Below are 18,673 nucleotides of genomic sequence, written 5' to 3' on the forward strand. Positions count from 1 at the left end.
ATTGCGACGAAGGTACCGCCGTCCGCCGAAAGCCGTCTGCCCCTGTGGAAAACTCACCTCACGGCCTGTGGAAAACACTCTTTCCTGGTCAGACGCCGACAGCCGCCTCTTCCAGTTCTTCCTCCAGCTCTTCCTCGCCGTCCGCCTCGGTCCGGACTTCGGCTTTGACGTGCCGTCCCCGTCCCTGTGCTCCCCCGGCCCCGGCGGACCCGACGACGGCGCCGGCCTGATCCGTCTCCACGGCGGCCCTCCGCCGCTTCGCCTCGGCCAGCCCCGCCGCACCCATCACTGCCAGGCCCACCACGAACCAGAGCGCGAGCACCAGCACATGCCGGCCGAGCGCGTGTCCGTCGAAGTACACGTGGCTGCGTACACCCTCGACGAAGCCCGCACCGTTCCAGAAGGAGTGCAGCGCACCGAAGAAGCCGGGCTGCAGCTCGGGCCGGAAGATGCCGCCGGAGCTGGTGAAGTTGAGCATCACGAAGAGCACCATCACGCCGAGCGTCGTCCACCGCTTGAGGAAGGTGTGCAGTCCGACGCCGATCAGCAGAATGCCCAGAGAGTAGAGCCAGGCCATCGCCCAGAGACCGCCGAGCCCATGGTCCACGAGACCGAACAGCGGACCGGCGAAGACCACTCCGATCACGCTCACCGCCAGGGACGCGGCAACCGTCAGGGCGGCCCTGAACCGCAGCGCCAGCACCGCGCCCGCGCCACCGATCACCGCGACCGATGCGTACGAGCCGATACTCACCGCGACCAGCAGGAAGAAGATGCCCTGACCGGTCGGATCGCCGTCAGCGGTCGGTGCCGTGTCCGTCACCTTCAGCGGGTCCCCCTCCGCGGCCGCAACCTTGGTGAAGACCTTCTCGACCACCGTGGCGCTGGTGTCGGAGGACGCGCCGGCCACCAACAGCTCGGGGTGCTTCCCCGGCAGGTAGGCACCGTAACTCGCCTGCGTCCTGAGGTGGTTCACAGCCGTCGCGCGATCGGGGACCGTGCGCACACTCAGCGCCCCGTCCCCCTTGTCCTGCAGCATCTGCGCGAGCACCTGCGCTCTCGGCCCCGACCCGACCACGTCCACCCGCAGATCGTGCGGCTCAGGGGCGTGGAACGCCCCGAGGTAGGCGAGCCCCATGCCCATGCACATCAGCAGCGGCGTGACGAGATGGCTCAGCACATGACGCAGAGCGGCGGCGGTGGAGCCGGCGGCGTCGCTCGGGCCTGACGACATTCGGAACACTCCAATGGTTGGCTTTTACAACTCCAAACTCGTTGTACTATACAACTGAAATCCTGAGGAAGGCGAGAGGAAGGCGAAGCAGTGCCAGGCACCCCCGGAGAACGCCAAGAATCACTGGATGTCATCCAGCGCGAACTGACCGCCTTCGCGCGCCGCGCGCGCGCCACGGCGGCCCGCCTCCATCCAGAGCTGCCCCTGGTCTCGTACACGCTGCTGGCACACATCGACGACCGACACGGCTGCCGCGCAACGGATCTGGCCGCGCACTACATGCTGGACAAATCGACGGTCAGCCGACAGATCGGCGCCCTGGAGAAACTGGGACTGGTCGAACGACACCCGGACCCGGACGACCACCGCATCCAGGTGCTGCACCCCACCGAGGCCGGAACCCAGGCGCTCGCATCGACACAGGCCAGCCGCCGCTCCGCCTACCAGAAGCGCCTCGCGGACTGGACGGCGGACGACCTCGCCGGCTTCGCGGAGTACCTGCTGCGCTACAACGCGGCGGGCGACCCGAGCACGACCTCCCCGCAGACACCGAAGGCCTGACCCGGCAGAACATCCCGCGGCCCACTACAACCAGCGCGACGGCCAGGACGCACCCTCAGCCCGCGCCCACGGCATCCGGCACGCGTCAGCAGGGGCCGTCGGAGGGCAGGTACGTCTTCGACCAGTGAGCCAGCTCCTTGAGCGCGGGCTCCATCGCGGCGCCGGCCCGGGTCAAGCGGTAGGAAACCCGCAGGGGTGGCCCCTCATCGACCTCACGGACAACCAGCCCGGCCGCACCCAGCTCGGAAAGCCGATCCGAGAGCATGCGCTCACTGATGCCGGGAATCGCCCGCCGCAGATCCGCGAAGTGCACCGGCTGCTGCATCAGCACCGAGACGATCGGCCCCGTCCAACGCTTGCCGAACAGCTCGAAGACGCGGGTGATGCCCACATCGACCCGCTGACACGCCTGCTCGCTGTGCTCCGCCATACACCCAGGGTACTGCGCCAGAGTGTGGGACTTACGAATAGTAAGCACCTATGTTATTACTACGTCCGAACGAAAATAAGGCCTGCCGCATCGGCACTCCGTCATCCCTGAATAACCGTGGAGACCCCCATGGCCACACTTCTGCACCTCGATTCCGCCGTCTTCCCCGAGGGTTCCGCGTCACGCGATGTCAGTGCCGCCTTTGTGCAGGCCTGGCGTGAGCAGCACCCTGACGGACGGGTTGTCTACCGCGATCTCGCCCGCGGGGGCCAAGAATCCGCGGGCTGCGGAGGCTCCCCCTCGACGCCCCCACAAGCCCCACCAAGCCCGCAAACCCCGAAAGCCCCATGCCACCACAGGGCACCCCGAATCCGGCGTTTCACGTGAAACCAAACCCGGGAACGAAGAAGCCCCACAGACCGTTGGCCTGTGGGGCTTCTCTCTTGTGCGCGAGGGGGGATTTGAACCCCCACGTCCCTAAGGACACTGGCACCTGAAGCCAGCGCGTCTGCCGTTCCGCCACTCGCGCAAGAGTGGTGTTTCCAGACTCTCTCACCGTTTGGTGCGAGCGCCTGGCGACATCCGGAAGATTAGCACGCTGGACAGGGTGGATTCACATCCGTTGTTTCACCGAACGCCTGGCAGGAACCGGGAACGCCGTGCGGCCGCCCCCACTCCTCCTCAGTGCACCCCGGGTGCGGGACACTGTCAGGAGGCCGCCTCTACGATCCGTGTGAGAGGTGACACTCATCCACAGGGCAGACAAGGGGAACCAGCCGATTTCCCCACGCGTGGATACGATCAGTAAGCAGTACAGGGACGACTACAACGGAGGAGGTGCCCCATGGGAGTCATGAAGCGTTTCGAGCAGCGTCTCGAAGGTCTGGTCAATGGCACCTTCGCCAAGGTCTTCAAGTCCGAGGTCCAGCCGGTCGAGATCGCGGGAGCCCTCCAGCGCGAGTGCGACAACAACGCAACAATCTGGAACCGTGAGCGGACCGTCGTCCCCAACGACTTCATCGTCGAGCTCAGCACCCCGGACTACGAGCGACTCAGCCCGTACTCCGGCCAGCTGGGCGACGAACTCTCCGGCCTGGTCCGCGACTACGCCAAGCAGCAGCGGTACACCTTCATGGGCCCCATCAAGGTCCACCTCGAGAAGGCCGACGACCTCGACACCGGGCTCTACCGGGTGCGCAGCCGCACCCTGGCGTCGAGTTCGTCACAGCAGCAGGACCCCCAGGGCCGGCAAGGACTGCAGAGCCCCCCGGGACAGCACGGCCAGCCCCCCTACCCGGGCCCGGGGCGGGCTGCACAGCCCACCGGAGGCTACGGCTACCCGCCCAGCTCCGCCCCGCCCATGCCAGCGGCCCCGCCGCCGAGCGCGGGCAGGCCCGGAGCGCCCAGTAGCGACCGGCACCCGCCGGCCGGACCCAGCCCCCTGCCGAACGCGCAGGTGCGGCGCTGGATCGAGATCAACGGCACCCGCCATCAGATCTCCCGCCCGACGCTGGTGCTGGGACGCAGCACCGACGCCGACGTGCGGATCGACGACCCCGGCGTATCGCGCCGGCACTGTGAGATCCGGACCGGAACGCCCTCGACGATCCAGGATCTCGGGTCTACCAACGGCATCGTGGTAGACGGGCAGCACACAACCCGCGCTACGCTCCGCGACGGCTCGCGGATCGTCGTGGGCAGCACCACCATCGTTTACCGGCAAGCCGAAGGGTGAAGCGGGGGCAATGTCAGAGCTGACCCTGACGGTCATGCGGCTAGGTTTCCTGGCTGTTCTGTGGCTGTTCGTGATCGTGGCCGTCCAGGTCATCCGCAGCGACCTGTTCGGAACGCGCGTCACGCAGCGCGGCTCACGCCGCACTGCGACCGACGCACGTCCGCCACAGGCACGCCAGAATGCCGCGGCACCGCCGCAGCAACGTCAACAGCCCGGCCGTCAGCGCCGGGGGGCACCCACAAAGCTGGTCGTCTCCGAGGGCACACTCACCGGCACCACGGTGGCGCTCCAGGGGCAGACCATCACGCTGGGCCGTGCCCACGACTCAACGATCGTCCTGGACGACGACTACGCGTCCAGCAGGCATGCCAGGATCTACCCCGACCGTGACGGCCAGTGGATCGTCGAGGATCTCGGGTCCACCAACGGCACGTATCTCGACCGGACCCGACTCACCACCCCGACACCTGTTCCGCTGGGCGCGCCGATCCGGATCGGCAAGACCGTCATCGAGCTGCGGAAGTAGTACGACAATGAGCGAGCGGAGCGAGCGAGCCGCAGCGGTCCGGGCAACGGACCCGGCCCGGCTCCCGACCGGAGGGTGGGCAGTGTGGCTCGAGACCGGCTGTACCCCGAGCCGACGGGAGAGGTGCGCATGAGTCTTTCCCTGCGCTTCGCCGCCGGATCGCACAAGGGCATGATCCGGGAAGGCAACGAGGACTCCGGCTACGCCGGTCCGCGCCTTCTCGCCATCGCCGACGGCATGGGTGGCCAGGCAGCCGGCGAGGTCGCCAGCTCCGAGGTGATCTCCACGCTCGTCCAGCTCGACGACGACGTCCCGGGCTCGGACATCCTCACTTCGCTCGGTACGGCGGTCCAGCGGGCCAACGACCAACTGCGCATGATGGTCGAGGAGGACCCCCAGCTGGAGGGCATGGGCACCACGCTCACCGCCCTGCTCTGGACCGGCCAGCGCCTCGGCCTCGTCCACGTCGGCGACTCCCGCGCGTACCTGCTGCGCGACGGCGTGCTCACCCAGATCACCCAGGATCACACCTGGGTGCAGCGGCTGGTCGACGAGGGCCGGATCACCGAGGAAGAGGCCACCACCCACCCGCAGCGCGCTCTTCTGATGCGTGCCCTGGGCAGTGGCGACCACGTCGAACCCGATCTCTCCATTCGTGAGGTCCGGGTCGGCGACCGCTATCTGATCTGCTCCGACGGTCTCTCCGGCGTCGTCTCCCACCAGACGATGGAAGAGACCCTCGCCAGTTACCAGGGCCCCCAGGAGACCATCCAGGAGCTGATCCAGCTCGCCCTGCGCGGCGGCGGCCCGGACAACATCACCTGCATCGTCGCCGACGTCCTCGACGTCGACAGCAACGACACCCTGGCCGGACAGCTCAACGACACCCCGGTCATCGTCGGCGCGGTCGCCGAGAACCAGGCTGCGCAGATGACCGCCGCCGAAAGCACAGCCGCCATGCAGACCCCCGCCGGACGAGCGGCCGGCCTCGGCCGCCCCGTCCCGCCGCCCGCAGGCGGCTTCGGTCCGCCCGGAAGCGGTGACGGCGTCGGCTACGGCGAAATGCCTGACGACTCCTTCGACGCGTACACCGACGACGACTTCATCAAGCCCGGCGGCGGCCGTAGGTGGCTCAAGAGGTCCTTCTACGTCGTGCTCGCGCTCGCTGTCATCGGCGGCGGTCTCTACGGCGGCTACCGCTGGACCCAGAACCAGTTCTATGTCGGCGCGAAGAACGAACATGTCGCGCTGTTCCGAGGCATCAACCAGGACCTGGCCTGGGTCTCGCTCTCGAAGGTCGAGAAGGACCACCCCGAGATCGAACTCAAGTACCTCCCGCCGTACCAGCGCAAGCAGGTCGAGGCGACCATCGCCGAAGGCAATCTCACCGCCGCACGCGAGAAGGTCGGCGAACTCGCTGTCCAGGCATCCGCCTGCAAGAAGGACGCCCAGCGACGCGCGGCCGAGAAAGCCCGCTCCGACGAGGGCCAAGCCGTTGGTACGGGCTCGGACGTCACCAAGACATCCGCCGCTTCCGGTGCCACCAAGACCAAGCCGACCGCAACTCCCACTCCTGGTCCCAGCCTCTCGGAGGAAGAGAAAAAGCTGGTCCCGCAGTGCGGTAAGCAGTAAAGCCGTAGGGGGCCTTCAGCACCATGAGCGTTGTCACCAACACGACCACGATCGGCGCGATCGACGCACCGAGCCGCCGCAACACCGAACTGATGATGATGGTCTTCGCCGTCGCCATCTCGGTATTCGCCTACGCCAATGTCGGACTCGCCATGGACGGCAAGCTCCCGTCCGGCATGTTCGGATACGGAGGCGGGCTCATCCTGCTCGGCGGCGTCGCGCACCTCGTGGTGCGCAAGTTCGCGCCTTATGCGGACCCGCTGCTGCTGCCGCTGGCGACCCTGCTCAACGGCCTGGGGCTGGTGCTGATCTGGCGGCTGGACCAGTCGGAACGGCTGATCCGGCGTGCGGAGGCTCTGTACGGGGCGTACAGCCCCGACGCCCCCAAGCAGCTGCTGTACTCGGCGATCGGCGTCGCTTTCTTCGTCGCCGTGCTGATGATCCTCAAGGACCATCGCATCCTTCAGCGCTACACCTACATCTCGATGGTCGCGGCGCTCATCCTGCTGATCCTGCCAATGTTCTTCCCGGCGGTGAACGGCGCGAAGATCTGGATCAGCCTCGGCCCGTTCTCGATCCAGCCGGGAGAGTTCGCCAAGATCCTGATCGCGGTGTTCTTCTCCGGCTATCTCATGGTGAAGCGAGATGCGCTGGCGCTGGCCAGCCGCCGTTTCATGGGACTGTACCTGCCGCGCGGACGCGACCTCGGACCGATCATCACCATCTGGGCCCTGTCGATCCTGATCCTGGTCTTCGAGACCGACCTCGGCACCTCACTGCTGTTCTTCGGCCTCTTCGTGGTCATGCTGTACGTCGCCACCGAGCGGACCAGCTGGATCGTCTTCGGTCTGCTGATGTCCGCGGTAGGCGCGGTGGGTGTGGCGTCCTTCGAGCCGCACGTGCAGTCCCGGGTGAACGCCTGGCTCGACCCGTTCTCCAAGGCGACGATGGCGCAGAGCGACCAGATCGCCCAGTCGCTGATGTCCTTCGGCTCCGGCGGCACGCTCGGCACCGGACTGGGTCAGGGCCACTCGGACCTGATCATGTTCGCCGCCAACGCCGACTTCATCCTCTCCACCGTCGGCGAGGAGCTGGGTCTGGCCGGAATGATGGCCGTCCTGCTGGTCTACGGTCTGATCGTCGAGCGAGGCGTCCGCACGGCGCTGGCCGCCCGTGACCCCTTCGGCAAGCTTCTCGCCATCGGGCTGTCGGGGGCCTTCGCGATCCAGGTCTTCGTGGTCGCCGGCGGTGTCATGGGGCTCATCCCGCTGAGCGGTATGACCATGCCGTTCCTCGCGTACGGTGGCTCGTCCGTGCTGGCCAACTGGGCGCTGATCGCCATTCTGATCCGGATCAGCGACACCGCACGTCGCCCCGCCCCGGCCCCTGCCCCGTCCTCCGACGCCGAGATGACCCAGGTGGTCCGACCGTGAACAAGCCCCTTCGCCGGATCGCGGTCTTCTGCGGGATCCTCATCCTCGCCCTGCTCGTACGGACCAACTACCTGCAGTACGTCCGTGCCGACGAGCTGAACAGCCGCGACGAGAACCGTCGCGTCCGCATCGAGCGTTACGCACACGAGCGCGGCAACATCATCGTTGACGGCAACCCGGTGACCGGGTCGGTCGAGACCAAGGACAGCGACTTCAAATACAAGCGCGTCTGGAAGAACGGCCCCATGTGGGCGCCCGTGACCGGGTACTCCTCGCAGGCGTTCGACGCCAACTTCCTTGAGAAGCTCGAGGACGGCATCCTCACCGGCAACGACGACCAGCTCTTCTTCAACCGGACCCTGTCGATGTTCACCGGCGAGAAGAAGCAGGGCGGCAACGTCGTCACCACCCTCAACGCCGCCGCCCAGAAGGCCGCCTTCAAGAAACTCGGCGACAAGAAGGGCGCCGTCGCCGCGCTCGACCCGCAGACCGGCGCCATCCTGGCCCTCGTCAGCACCCCGTCGTACGACCCCTCGACCTTCGCGGGCAACTCCGCCGCCGACTCCAAGGCCTGGGAGAAGCTCTCCAAGGACAAGGACAAGCCGATGCTCAACCGGGCACTGCGCGAGACCTACCCTCCGGGCTCGACCTTCAAGGTCGTCACCGCCGCGGCCGCTCTGGAGAACGGGCTGTACACCAGCATCGACGAGCACACCAAGTCGCCGCTGCCCTACCGGCTCCCGCTGACCACCGGCAACCTGGAGAACGAGGGCAACATCCCGTGCGAGAACGCCTCGCTCCGGGAAGCGCTGCGGTGGTCCTGCAACACCGTCTTCGGCAAGATCAGCGATGACCTCGGCAACCAGAAGATGATCGACCAGGCCAACAAGTTCGGCTTCAACAAGGACATCTTCACTCCGGTACGGGCCGACGCCAGCGTCTACCCCAAGGACAACCGCCCGCAGAACGCCATGGCCGGCATCGGCCAGGCGTCCAACCGCGCCACCCCGCTGCAGATGGCCATGGTCGCCGCCGCGGTCGCCAACGACGGCAAGCTGATGCAGCCGTACATGATCGCCGAGCGCAAGGCCCCAAATCTGGACGTGATCTACACCCACGAGAAGGAGCAGCTCAGCCAGCCCCTCTCGGGTGAGAATGCCCAGAAGCTTCAGCAGATGATGGAGACCGTGGTCAAGAACGGCACGGGAACCAACGCCCTCATCAATGGCGTCACTGTCGGCGGCAAGACCGGTACCGCCCAGCACGGTCTGAACAACAGCGAGAAGCCGTACGCCTGGTTCATCTCCTACGCCAAGACCGACAAGGGCTCCCCGGTCGCCGTCGCCGTCGTTGTCGAGGACGGCCAGGCCAACCGGGACGACATCTCCGGTGGCGGTCTGGCCGCCCCGATCGCAAAGGCTGTAATGAAGGCGGTCATCGACAGCAAGAAGTGATGCCCGTCACATCGGGAGCCATACCTGCACATTGGGATACCGGTCAGGTATCAGGTCCGGAATCCGGGCCGATCAGGTAGTGCGCGGCCGGTAGCGTATGCGCGAGCAGCACACCGCCGGACCGCACACCGGTGCGGTCGGGACTGACGGAGAGGGCTGGAACAGTTATGGAAGAGCCGCGTCGCCTCGGCGGCCGGTACGAGCTGGGCTCGGTGCTCGGCCGTGGTGGCATGGCCGAGGTCTACCTCGCACACGACACCCGGCTCGGCCGCACCGTAGCTGTGAAGACGCTGCGGGCCGATCTGGCCCGCGACCCGTCCTTCCAGGCCCGGTTCCGCCGTGAGGCCCAGTCCGCCGCCTCGCTCAATCACCCGGCGATCGTCGCTGTCTACGACACCGGTGAGGATTACGTCGACGGGGTCTCCATCCCGTACATCGTGATGGAGTACGTCGACGGGTCGACGCTCAGGGAACTTCTGCACTCCGGCCGCAAGCTGCTGCCCGAGCGCACCCTCGAGATGACCGTCGGCATCCTCCAGGCGCTGGAGTACTCGCACCGCGCAGGCATCGTCCACCGCGACATCAAGCCGGCGAACGTCATGCTGACACGCACCGGCCAGGTCAAGGTCATGGACTTCGGTATCGCCCGCGCCATGGGCGACTCCGGTATGACGATGACCCAGACCGCGGCCGTCATCGGCACCGCCCAGTACCTCTCCCCGGAACAGGCCAAGGGCGAGCAGGTCGACGCGCGCTCGGACCTGTACTCGACCGGCTGCCTCCTCTACGAGCTGCTGACGGTCCGGCCGCCGTTCATCGGGGACTCACCCGTAGCGGTTGCCTACCAGCACGTACGGGAAGAGCCGCAGAAGCCCAGCAACTTCGACCCCGAGATCACGCCCGAGATGGACGCGATCGTGTTGAAAGCCCTGGTCAAGGACCCCGACTACCGCTACCAGTCGGCCGACGAGATGCGCGCCGACATCGAGGCCTGCCTCGACGGCCGGCCGGTCGCCGCCACCGCGGCGATGGGTGTGCCCGGTTACGGCGGCTACGAAGGTTACGGCAACGACCAGCCCACCACCGCACTGCGCGCCGCGGACCAGAACGGCGCGCCCACGTCCATGCTGCCCCCGGTCAACCCGGACGACGGCGGCTACGGCTACGACGACCGCCCGGACCGCCGCCGCCAGAAGAAGAGCAACACCTCGACAATCCTGCTGATCGTGGCGGGCATCCTGGTGCTCATCGGCGCGATCCTGATCGGCCGGTCGATCAGCGGTACCCACAGCAGCAGCGGCAAGGTCGATGTGCCGAACATGGTCGGCTCGACCGTGAAGGAAGCTCAGAAACTCGCGAAAACCGCCGACGTCATTCTCAAGGTCGGCTCGCGGGAACCCTGCGAGGAACAGCCCAAGGGCAAGATCTGCAGCCAGTCTCCGACCGCCGACGGCACGATGGCGGAGAAGGAAACCGTCACGGTCGTCGTCTCCACCGGCGCGCCGAAGGTCGAGGTCCCGAGCGTCGTGGAGAAGACAGAGGAGACCGCCCGCAAGGAGCTTGAGGCCAAGGGCTTCACGGTGAATGTCACCGCGGTCGAGTCCAGCATGACCGCGGGTACGGTCATCAAGCAGGCCCCCGACGGCGGCACGAAGGCCGAGAAGAACTCCGAGGTCACGATCACGGTCGCCAAGCAGGCCCTGCTGGACCTCCCCGACGTTCGCACCCGCACGTACCAGGATGCAGAGGCCCAGCTCAGGGGCATCGGGTTCACAACCATCTCGCGTGTCGACATCGACTCGCCCCAGCCGGTGGACACCGTGGTCGAGCAGTCCCCCGGCGTCGGCAAGCAGGCCAAGGACGCCCCGATCGTCCTGAAGGTCTCGAAGGGTCCGCCGCAGCCGGAGAAGGCCACGGTTCCCGACCTGCAGGGCAAGACCCTCGCGGAGGCGAAGGATCTGCTGGCCCAGGCGGGCCTGCAGATCCAGGTGCAGGGATCGAATGACGACAACGCGAGGGTCGCCTTCTTCCAGCCCCAAGCGGGCCAGGAGGTCGACAAGAACAGCGCGGTCAACGTCCAGACCGTGCAGGGTGGTGGAGACGGCAACATCTTCGGCGGCCCGTCCGGCTCACGTCGGCACTGACCCCGAATCGCGACTGCCATCGGGCCCCGGTCACCGCAACGGTGACCGGGGCCCTTTGCTGTGTCCGCAGCGATGCCCTCTGCTCTGGCATACCGCACATGCAGCCGTAACTCGATCGTGTCTTCATATGTGCCGATTCGTTGACCGGGTGAGGCGGGGCATCGGACTCCGTCCGCATCGCTGGATACGCGAAGGGTCAAGAGCGTGATCAACGAAGTCGCTCTGGTGGAATCACAGGCGCTGCGTCAGAGCTTCACCGAGCGGACGGAGGCACTCGACCGAGTCAAGACGCTGTCCTTGCTGCCGGACGGCATGCACGTGACCACCGCCATGGTCGCCGCCTACTTCGAGGTGGCGGAAACCGTCATCAACAACCTCCTCAGCCGTCATCGAGAAGAGCTCGAATCGAATGGCCTCAGGGTGATCCGGGGCGCTGAGCTGCAGAAATTTAAGGAACTCACCCTGAGTTCCTATCCGGAGAGTTATCCACAGCCCCGTTCGAGCATGGCCGTCTGGCCGCGGCGGACCGTCCTCAACGTCGCCATGCTGCTCCGAGACAGCGAGATCGCGCGCCGTGTCCGTACATATCTGCTCGACGTCGAACACACCTCCCGGGTGCATCCGGTGATCACGGATACCCCTCGGCGTGACAGCGACGTCGAATCCCTCGACGCCCACATCACGCGACTCAGCGAGAAGAGCTTCACCCGTCTCCTCGGCGCCACCGTCGTCCCTATACTCAACGCCCTCATCGAGACCTCCGGCGAGCAGCAGCGAGAACTCATCAGCCTCCGTGAGAACGTCCAGCAGATCGAGCGGAGGCTCGTCCGCCACGACATCCAGCTGCGCCGCCTTCAGCGCGCGCAGGAACAGCGCCCCCTCACCGGGGTCATGGCCTCCATCGACGCCATGAACTGGCGGGAGTTCGAGCAGCACATCGCAGGGCTGCTGCGTCGGGACGGCTGCATCGACGTCGAGATCCACGGTGGTAGCGGCGACCGCGGGGCCGACGTCACCGCGTACACCGCCGACGGGCGGCGGGTGGTCGTCCAGTGCAAGAACTTCGCCCCGTACCGCTCGGTGTGGAGCGGCGAGATGCAGAAGTTCGTCGGCACAAAGACGCTGCACCGGGCGGACGTTGCCGTGTACGTGGCGACCTGTCCGTTCTCCCGCGAGTCGCTCGATATCGCGATGCAGGTCGGCGTCACCGCCGTTCACCGCGGCCTGCTGGATGCCTGGAGCGCAGGCGCGAAGCTGCAGGTACTCAAGTAAGCAAGTAGACCAGGACGGCAGAAGGCCCGAAGTCGCAAGGATTGGTTGCAACTTCGGGCCCGGCTCAGCGTACCGGTTGCCGCAGCTCCGCCGGCTTCGCACGGTCCTTGTCCACCTTCTCCGTACGCACCAGCTCGCCCCACACGATGTAGCGGTACTTCGACGTGTAGACCGGTGTGCAGGTCGTCAGCGTGATGTAGCGGCCGGGTTTCTTCGCTCCCGATCCCTTCGGCACCGCCTGCAGCACATCGACGTTGTACTTCGACGTCTCGGGAAGCTCTTTGAACACCTTGTAGACGTACCAGGTGTCCTTGGTCTCGAAGACGACCGTGTCCCCCGTCTTCACCTTGTCGATGTTGTGGAACTTGGCACCGTGCCCGTCGCGGTGTGCCGCCAGGGTGAAGTTGCCCTTCTTGTCCCAGGGGAGAGCCGACTTCACCGGGTCCGTGTAGTAGCCCGCGATGCCGTCGTTGAGATTCTCGGTGTCGGTACCCTTCTTGACCAGCACCTCACCGTTCTTCATCGACGGGACGTGCAGGAAGCCGATGCCGTCCTTGGTGTCCAGCGCGCCCGGTCCGCCCGCCCAGCGGTCGCGGACGGTGTGGCCCTGTTTGGTGGCCTCGCGATCGGCGAGCACATTTGTCCACCAGAGGGAGTAGACGACGAAGAGCCCCAGCACCAGGCCTGCGGTGATCAGCAGTTCGCCGAAAACGCTGACCGCGGTCGCGACGGGATGGCGGCCCCTGCGCCGCGACGGGGGCGCGGACTCACCGATTCGCTCTTCGTGCTCGGTCCTCGCTGTCACCGCACCCGTCCCTGTCGTGATGATGTATCAGCCGACGAGCGCGTCGGGCTTGCCTTTGCTGCGCGGTCGTTCGTCGACCATCTTGCCCCAGACGATCAAACGGTACGTACTCGTGAATTCCGGCGTACAGGTCGTCAGAGTGATGTACCGGCCCGGCCCGGTGAACCCCGAACCGGGCGGCACCGGGCCGATCACCGAGACATTGGACGGCGATGTCTGCGGAAGGGTCTTCGTCGCCTCGTACGTGTAGTACTCATCCTGCGTCTCGACCACGATCAGGTCGCCGGGGCGCAGCCGGTTGATGTAGCGGAAGGGTTCGCCGTGCGTGTTGCGGTGGCCCGCCAGCGCGAAGTTGCCCTGCTTGGCCGACGGCATCGCGGTGCGGAGCGCGCCCTCGCCGTAGTGGCCGACCATGCCCCGGTCGAGGACCTTCTCCTTGCTGGTGCCCTCGGCGATCGGAGCGACGACATCCAGTTTGGGGATGTGGATGATGGCGAATCCCTGCCCCGCTTCGAACACACCGGGATTGCGGTCGCCCTTCGCCCAGTCGTCCTGGATCTTGTGCGTCTCCTTGCCGGCGTACTGGTCGGCACGCACATTCGTCCACCACAGCTGGTACGTGACGAACAGCAGCATCAGCACGCCGAGGGTGATGAACAGCTCCCCGACGACCCGGCTGGCGACAACGGCCGGGCTGTCCTTGGCCGCGCGCGCCGCACGCCTTGCCTCGACGCGTGACATCGGCTTCGCGGCCGGCGCCGTTGTCTCCGGCTGCGGTCCGGTACGTCGACGGCCACGCCCCTTGGCAGCGCGCCGGCGTTCGGCGCGACCTCCGGTGTGTGGTTCCGGACCGGCCTTCTCGGGCCCCGTGCCCGGTTCCGCGAAGCTCTCCGCATCGCTCGCCGACCCCAGCTCCGGCTCCAGCTCCGGCCCGGGATTGGGCTGCCGGGTCGTCACCGCCCGGTCGATCAGGCGCCGGGTGTCCGCCGTACGCAGACCGACCGTCTCGTCGTCGAGCGGGAAGGGATGGGCGACGGGTTGCGCCCGCGTCGGCGCGGGCGTCGGCGCGGGCGTCGGCGCGGGCGCCTGCTGCCCGTACCAGTCCCGTTCGAACCCCTCGGGGTCGTACCACTCCGGCGGAGTCTCCTCGGGCTTCTGCGCCTCTTGTGGCGGCTGTGCCTGCGCCTGCGGCGGCTGATCCGGCGCCCGGTGCAGCCCCCGCCCAGGCTTCTGCTCCTGCCCCGGCTCTTCGGACGGGATGTTGTCCGCCCGGAACCACGGCGAGGCATGCTGCCCCGGCAGCGGATCGTTCAGCGGATCCGCCAGCTGGTCGACCGCCGCCTCGAACGCGCCTGCGGCCTCGTACGCTCCTTGCTCGTACGGGCCGTCCTGTCCGGCGTCGTGTTCGGGGCGGAGTGCGGTCACGCGACAGCCTTGCCCACCACCGGCGCGAGCCCCGCCGACCTCGCGACGGCTCCTGTGTCGCCGCACTGTGCCAGCCAGTTGGCCAGCATCAGATGGCCGTGTTCGGTCAGCACCGACTCCGGGTGGAACTGCACGCCCTCCACCGCCAGTTCGCGGTGGCGCAGCCCCATGATGATGCCGTCGGCGGTGCGCGCGGTCACCTCCAGCTCCGGCGGAACCGTGTCGGGTTCGGCGGCGAGCGAGTGGTAGCGGGTCGCGGTGAAGGGGGACGGCAGACCGGTGAAGACCCCGGTGCCCTCATGAGTCACCAGCGAGGTCTTGCCGTGCAGCAGCTCCGGGGCCCGGTCCACCACACCGCCGTACGCCACCGCCATCGACTGCATCCCGAGGCAGACCCCGAAGACCGGAACGCCCGTGGCCGCGCAGTGGCGCACCATCTCGACGCAGACACCTGCCTGCTCCGGGGTGCCGGGGCCGGGTGAAAGCAGCACGCCGTCGAAGCCGTCCTGGGCGTGTGCCGTGGTCACCTCGTCGTTGCGCAGCACTTCGCACTCGGCGCCGAGCTGGTAGAGGTACTGGACGAGGTTGAAGACAAAGCTGTCGTAGTTGTCCACGACGAGGATGCGGGCACTCACTGGCCGGCCCCCGATCCGGTCGAGCCGTCGACCGTCACGTCACCGAACGGAAGCAGCGGCTCCGCCCACGGGAAGACGTACTGGAAAAGCGCGTAGACGACAGCCAGCGCCAGCACGAGCGAGATGAGCGCACGCACCCATGCGTTGCCCGGCAGATGCCGCCAGATCCAGCCGTACATGCTGTCCCCTCCATTCGGTACGGGACCAGACTAAAGGGCCGGGGCAGGAGCGTGGGTCAGCTGTGGAAAGCTGCCGGCTTGCCGTCGGTCACAGGCTGGGTCGCATCGAGGTGGGCCCAGGCGATCAGCCGGTGGCTGCTGCCCCATTCGGGATCGCAGGTGGTCAGCGTCAGATAGCGGCCCGGCCCGTCGAAGCCGGACTTGCGGGGGACGGGGCCGATGACCCCGATGTCGCCCGGGACCGTCCGATAGGGCTTCTTGTCGATGCGGTACGTGAACCACGTCGTCCCGTCCGTCAGCACCACCGCGTCTCCCGGGCGCAGCTTCGGGAAGTCCTTGAACGGGTCCCCGTATGTGCGACGGTGCCCAGCCACCGCGAAATTGCCCCTCGCGCCGAGACGGGCGGTCCCGGCGTAGTGGCCGAGCCCCTTCTGTAAGGTCCTGACCTCGGTGTTCTCCAGGACGGGCCACTCCCAGCCCTTCCCGAAGCGGGGTATGTACAGCATCGCGAACGGTTTGCCGTCCCGGTACGCCGCGGGGGCGGGGGGCGCCCCCGTCGGGGGTGTGTGCGGCGCGGGTGCGGACACCGTTCCCTGCGCCCACCGGTCGCGCAGGGTGTCGATCTGTCCCTCGGTCGCGTCGGCGGCCTTCACTCCGGTCCAGAACAGCACGTACACCACAAAGAGCACGATCAGGGCGCCGACGGTGATGCAGAGTTCGCTGAACGTCCTCACGATCAGTCGCACCGACACCTCGTCGGCCTCCCCACAGCTGCTCGCTACTTCGCCGGCTCCGCATAGTGGAGATCCACTGTGCCCGAGTAGCCGGGAAGAGTCACCGCCTTGTGCTCGTCAACTTTCCAGCCGAGTCCGTACGCCTTCACATACAGCAGGTAGTTGCTGATTGCCGGGGAGTTGTCGAGAGCCTGCTTGAGCTCGGCCGGGTCACCGACTGCGGTGATCTTGTACGGCGGGGAGTAGACCCGGCCCTGGAGGATCAGGGTGTTGCCGACGCAGCGCACGGCGCTGGTGGAGATCAGCCGCTGGTCCATGACCTGGATGCCCCGTGCGCCGCCCTGCCAGAGGGCGTTGACGACCGCCTGCAGGTCCTGCTGGTGAATGACCAGGTCATTGGGTTGCGGGTCGGGGTATCCGGGGTTGGCGGTGGCGTTGGGCGGGGCGTCGTCGAGCGTGACGGCCACGGACCGGCCGGAAAGCTTTGTGGTGCCCGCGGCCCGCTCCAGCTCCTTGAGCCGGGCGTCCTCCGCCTTGGTGCTGCCGTCGTCGCGCCGGACGAGGGTGTCGATGTCCTCGCGCACGGATGCGTTGGTCTCGTCCAGCTGGGCGTTCTTGCCGCTGCGCTGCTGGATGAGGTCGGAGAGCTTCAGCAGCGAGGAGTCGGTGCGGATATTGGTGCCCTTGGCCGTGTTGGCGCTGGTGACGAAGATCAGTCCGGCGAGGGCGAAGACCGCAGCGGTGAGCACCCTGACCGGGTGCCGGAAGGTGCGCCGGACCGGTCCTTGGGGGGAGTCGGCAGAATTGCTCAACGTACCCTTATCTCCTTCGGCGCCTCGGAAGCACTACGCTAACGGACGCCCGGGGGAGGCAGCATTCCCCCCTCGCGCCCCGCCCCGGCGCCAGCCACAGTTCCCTGCGCGGTCACGCAGCGCATCGACAGGAGAGTTCCTCGTGCCGAAGTCACGTATCCGCAAGAAGGCCGACTTCACGCCCCCTCCGGCGAAGCAGGCAACCAACATAAAGCTGACCAGCCGGAGCTGGGTGGCGCCGGTGATGCTGGCGCTCTTCCTGATCGGTCTGGCCTGGATCGTCGTTTTCTATGTGACCGACGGCGATCTGCCGATCAAGTCGCTGGGGAACTGGAACATCGTCGTCGGCTTCGGCTTCATCGCCGGTGGCTTCGGTGTCTCCACGCAGTGGAAGTAGCACCGCAGGGCATGTGACCCCACAGCAGGGCCCGGTCCTGCAACCCTTGCCCCGAGTTACCCACAGCGTTATCCACAGGCAGGGGAAAAGGTCAGACGATCTGTGGATAACTCCCTGGCTGTTGACGCCGATGTGACTGCAGCCTCCCCCATCGGGGGATGGCACGCCCCTTGTCTCTGCTGGAAAAACCCAGCTCAGCGACAAGGGGCACAGTTGTTCCCACAGAATGCACAAGATCCGGCACGCGCTGTGGACAACTGACCGGGGGAACGCCCAGGGAGCGCCAGGGAACGGCGTCCGCTCAGGTCAGCGCGGCTGTTCTGGCGACGACGACGGCGACCACAGCCACCAGGACCAGGGCGCAGGTGCCGTACTGGACCAGTGCTCGCCGCTCGCGGGGTGCGTGCACCATGCCGATCGCGATCAGCGTGCCCGCGATCAGACCGCCGACATGTGCCTGCCAGGCGATTCCGCCCCAGGGGTTGAAGGTGATGACCAGGTTCACCGCGAGAAGCACGAAGACCGGGCGCATGTCGTAGTTCAGGCGGCGCATGAGCACGGCGGTGGCGCCCAGCAGGCCGAAGATGGCGCCGGAGGCGCCGAGCGAGGGCTGATTCGGTGCGGCGAGCCAGTAGGTGAGAGCGCTGCCCGCCAGGCCGGAGAGCAGATAGAGCGCGAGGTAGCGGGCGCGGCCGAGCGCCGCCTCCAAGGGGCCGCCGAGCCACCACAGTCCCAGCATGTTGAACGCGATGTGCCACACCTCCTGGTGCAGGAACATCGACGTCACCAGCCGGTACCACTGGCCCTCCGCAACACCCTCCGGCGGGCCGCCGTAGTAGAGGGGGGTCCGGCCGAAAAGCATCAGGTCCTGGAGCAGCGACCCCTTCACGTGCACCACGATGAACACGGCGACGTTGAGAGCGAGCAGGATCTTGGTGATGAGCCGGGGGTCGGCCGTGACGGGGGCGCCGGCGACCGTGCGCGGCCGGGCGGCGCCCGGGCCGTGTCCCGTACCGGCTCCCTGGCGGGCGCAGTCCGGGCACTGGAAGCCGACCGAGGCGTTGACCATGCATTCGGGGCAGATCGGGCGGTCGCAGCGGGTGCAGCGGATGTACGTCCCACGTGCGGGGTGGCGGTAGCAGCTGAGCGAGCCGTCCGTGGCGGCGGACCGGTCCTGGTCCCCCGGCGGCTGCTGGTCCATCGGTCCCATCAGTTCCCGGTCCCCTCGGTGCTCGTCGTGGCGGCAGCACGCACAACGCAGCCCT

At 67.2% G+C, this 18,673-nt stretch carries 18 protein-coding genes, 1 tRNA gene and 1 pseudogene; 10 read left to right on the top strand and 10 right to left on the bottom strand.

Annotated features, from left to right (window positions below):
- Window positions 1-88: 88 nt before the first annotated feature.
- Window positions 89-1,234, bottom strand: a complete 1,146-nt coding sequence (locus tag ACIPEK_RS17660; RefSeq protein ID WP_401996748.1) for a hypothetical protein — start codon at window positions 1,232-1,234, stop codon at window positions 89-91.
- A 90-nt stretch (window positions 1,235-1,324) separates the two neighbouring features.
- On the opposite strand from ACIPEK_RS17660, the gene ACIPEK_RS17665 reads away from it, so the two are divergent.
- Window positions 1,325-1,795, top strand: a complete 471-nt coding sequence (locus tag ACIPEK_RS17665) for a MarR family winged helix-turn-helix transcriptional regulator (RefSeq protein WP_401996751.1) — start codon at window positions 1,325-1,327, stop codon at window positions 1,793-1,795.
- An 85-nt stretch (window positions 1,796-1,880) separates the two neighbouring features.
- Here the strand turns inward: ACIPEK_RS17665 and ACIPEK_RS17670 are convergent, their stop codons facing one another.
- The gene (locus ACIPEK_RS17670; RefSeq protein WP_401996754.1) at window positions 1,881-2,225 is read right to left on the bottom strand and encodes a winged helix-turn-helix transcriptional regulator; all 345 of its coding nucleotides are present in this window, start codon (window positions 2,223-2,225) and stop codon (window positions 1,881-1,883) included.
- Window positions 2,226-2,354: 129 nt separating this feature from the next.
- On the opposite strand from ACIPEK_RS17670, the pseudogene ACIPEK_RS17675 reads away from it, so the two are divergent.
- Window positions 2,355-2,486: pseudogene (locus ACIPEK_RS17675) on the top strand (FMN-dependent NADH-azoreductase); the annotation flags it as partial.
- Between the two features lie 185 nt (window positions 2,487-2,671).
- On the opposite strand, the gene ACIPEK_RS17680 reads toward ACIPEK_RS17675, so the two are convergent.
- Window positions 2,672-2,754: transfer RNA gene (locus ACIPEK_RS17680), tRNA-Leu, on the bottom strand.
- Window positions 2,755-3,069: 315 nt separating this feature from the next.
- On the opposite strand from ACIPEK_RS17680, the gene ACIPEK_RS17685 reads away from it, so the two are divergent.
- The 7 genes from ACIPEK_RS17685 (at window position 3,070) to ACIPEK_RS17715 (ending at window position 12,421) form a co-directional block, all read left to right on the top strand.
- On the top strand, window positions 3,070-3,960 hold the full coding sequence (locus ACIPEK_RS17685; protein ID WP_401996757.1) for an FhaA domain-containing protein: 891 nt from the start codon (window positions 3,070-3,072) through the stop codon (window positions 3,958-3,960).
- 10 nt (window positions 3,961-3,970) lie between these two features.
- On the top strand, window positions 3,971-4,486 hold the full coding sequence (locus ACIPEK_RS17690; RefSeq protein WP_093895021.1) for an FHA domain-containing protein: 516 nt from the start codon (window positions 3,971-3,973) through the stop codon (window positions 4,484-4,486).
- 129 nt (window positions 4,487-4,615) lie between these two features.
- Window positions 4,616-6,118: a Stp1/IreP family PP2C-type Ser/Thr phosphatase gene (locus tag ACIPEK_RS17695; RefSeq protein WP_401996761.1), complete on the top strand. Its 1,503-nt coding sequence runs from the start codon at window positions 4,616-4,618 to the stop codon at window positions 6,116-6,118.
- Between the two features lie 23 nt (window positions 6,119-6,141).
- Entirely contained in the window at window positions 6,142-7,551 is a 1,410-nt protein-coding gene (locus tag ACIPEK_RS17700; protein WP_401996764.1) for an FtsW/RodA/SpoVE family cell cycle protein, read from the top strand.
- Complete coding sequence (locus ACIPEK_RS17705) at window positions 7,548-9,005, top strand: penicillin-binding transpeptidase domain-containing protein (RefSeq protein ID WP_401996767.1); 1,458 nt, start codon at window positions 7,548-7,550, stop codon at window positions 9,003-9,005. The genes ACIPEK_RS17700 and ACIPEK_RS17705 overlap by 4 nt, the downstream gene beginning before the upstream one ends.
- 167 nt (window positions 9,006-9,172) lie before the next feature.
- On the top strand, window positions 9,173-11,149 hold the full coding sequence (gene pknB / locus ACIPEK_RS17710; RefSeq protein WP_401996770.1) for a Stk1 family PASTA domain-containing Ser/Thr kinase: 1,977 nt from the start codon (window positions 9,173-9,175) through the stop codon (window positions 11,147-11,149).
- A gap of 204 nt (window positions 11,150-11,353) precedes the next feature.
- On the top strand, window positions 11,354-12,421 hold the full coding sequence (locus ACIPEK_RS17715; protein WP_401996773.1) for a restriction endonuclease: 1,068 nt from the start codon (window positions 11,354-11,356) through the stop codon (window positions 12,419-12,421).
- A 64-nt stretch (window positions 12,422-12,485) separates the two neighbouring features.
- Here the strand turns inward: ACIPEK_RS17715 and ACIPEK_RS17720 are convergent, their stop codons facing one another.
- Genes ACIPEK_RS17720 through ACIPEK_RS17745 form a run of 6 tightly spaced genes read right to left on the bottom strand, consistent with a single transcriptional unit; the run spans window position 12,486 to window position 17,011 of the window.
- On the bottom strand, window positions 12,486-13,226 hold the full coding sequence (locus ACIPEK_RS17720) for a class E sortase (protein WP_401996776.1): 741 nt from the start codon (window positions 13,224-13,226) through the stop codon (window positions 12,486-12,488).
- Between the two features lie 27 nt (window positions 13,227-13,253).
- Window positions 13,254-14,651, bottom strand: coding sequence for a class E sortase (locus ACIPEK_RS17725; RefSeq protein WP_401996779.1), 1,398 nt, complete (start codon window positions 14,649-14,651; stop codon window positions 13,254-13,256).
- Window positions 14,648-15,286, bottom strand: a complete 639-nt coding sequence (locus tag ACIPEK_RS17730) for an aminodeoxychorismate/anthranilate synthase component II (RefSeq protein ID WP_093895028.1) — start codon at window positions 15,284-15,286, stop codon at window positions 14,648-14,650. Before ACIPEK_RS17730 ends, ACIPEK_RS17725 begins: the two co-directional genes overlap by 4 nt.
- Window positions 15,283-15,465, bottom strand: a complete 183-nt coding sequence (locus ACIPEK_RS17735) for a hypothetical protein (protein ID WP_093895029.1) — start codon at window positions 15,463-15,465, stop codon at window positions 15,283-15,285. The genes ACIPEK_RS17730 and ACIPEK_RS17735 overlap by 4 nt, the downstream gene beginning before the upstream one ends.
- A gap of 56 nt (window positions 15,466-15,521) precedes the next feature.
- On the bottom strand, window positions 15,522-16,217 hold the full coding sequence (locus ACIPEK_RS17740) for a class E sortase (RefSeq protein ID WP_383069741.1): 696 nt from the start codon (window positions 16,215-16,217) through the stop codon (window positions 15,522-15,524).
- A gap of 26 nt (window positions 16,218-16,243) precedes the next feature.
- Window positions 16,244-17,011, bottom strand: coding sequence for a DUF881 domain-containing protein (locus ACIPEK_RS17745; protein WP_327274163.1), 768 nt, complete (start codon window positions 17,009-17,011; stop codon window positions 16,244-16,246).
- 142 nt (window positions 17,012-17,153) lie between these two features.
- Between ACIPEK_RS17745 and crgA the strand changes: the two genes are divergently transcribed.
- Window positions 17,154-17,408 carry a cell division protein CrgA gene (crgA, locus tag ACIPEK_RS17750; protein WP_265543105.1) on the top strand — a complete coding sequence of 85 codons (255 nt, stop codon included), beginning with the start codon at window positions 17,154-17,156 and terminating at the stop codon, window positions 17,406-17,408.
- A 301-nt stretch (window positions 17,409-17,709) separates the two neighbouring features.
- On the opposite strand, the gene ACIPEK_RS17755 is transcribed toward crgA, so the two are convergent.
- Window positions 17,710-18,609 (bottom strand): rhomboid family intramembrane serine protease, encoded by a 900-nt coding sequence (locus tag ACIPEK_RS17755; protein WP_401996906.1) that lies wholly within the window; start codon window positions 18,607-18,609, stop codon window positions 17,710-17,712.
- Window positions 18,610-18,673: the final 64 nt, after the last annotated feature.

The sequence above is a fragment of the Streptomyces sp. NPDC088246 genome (genome assembly GCF_044741025.1).
In the GTDB taxonomy this organism is placed as follows: domain Bacteria; phylum Actinomycetota; class Actinomycetes; order Streptomycetales; family Streptomycetaceae; genus Streptomyces.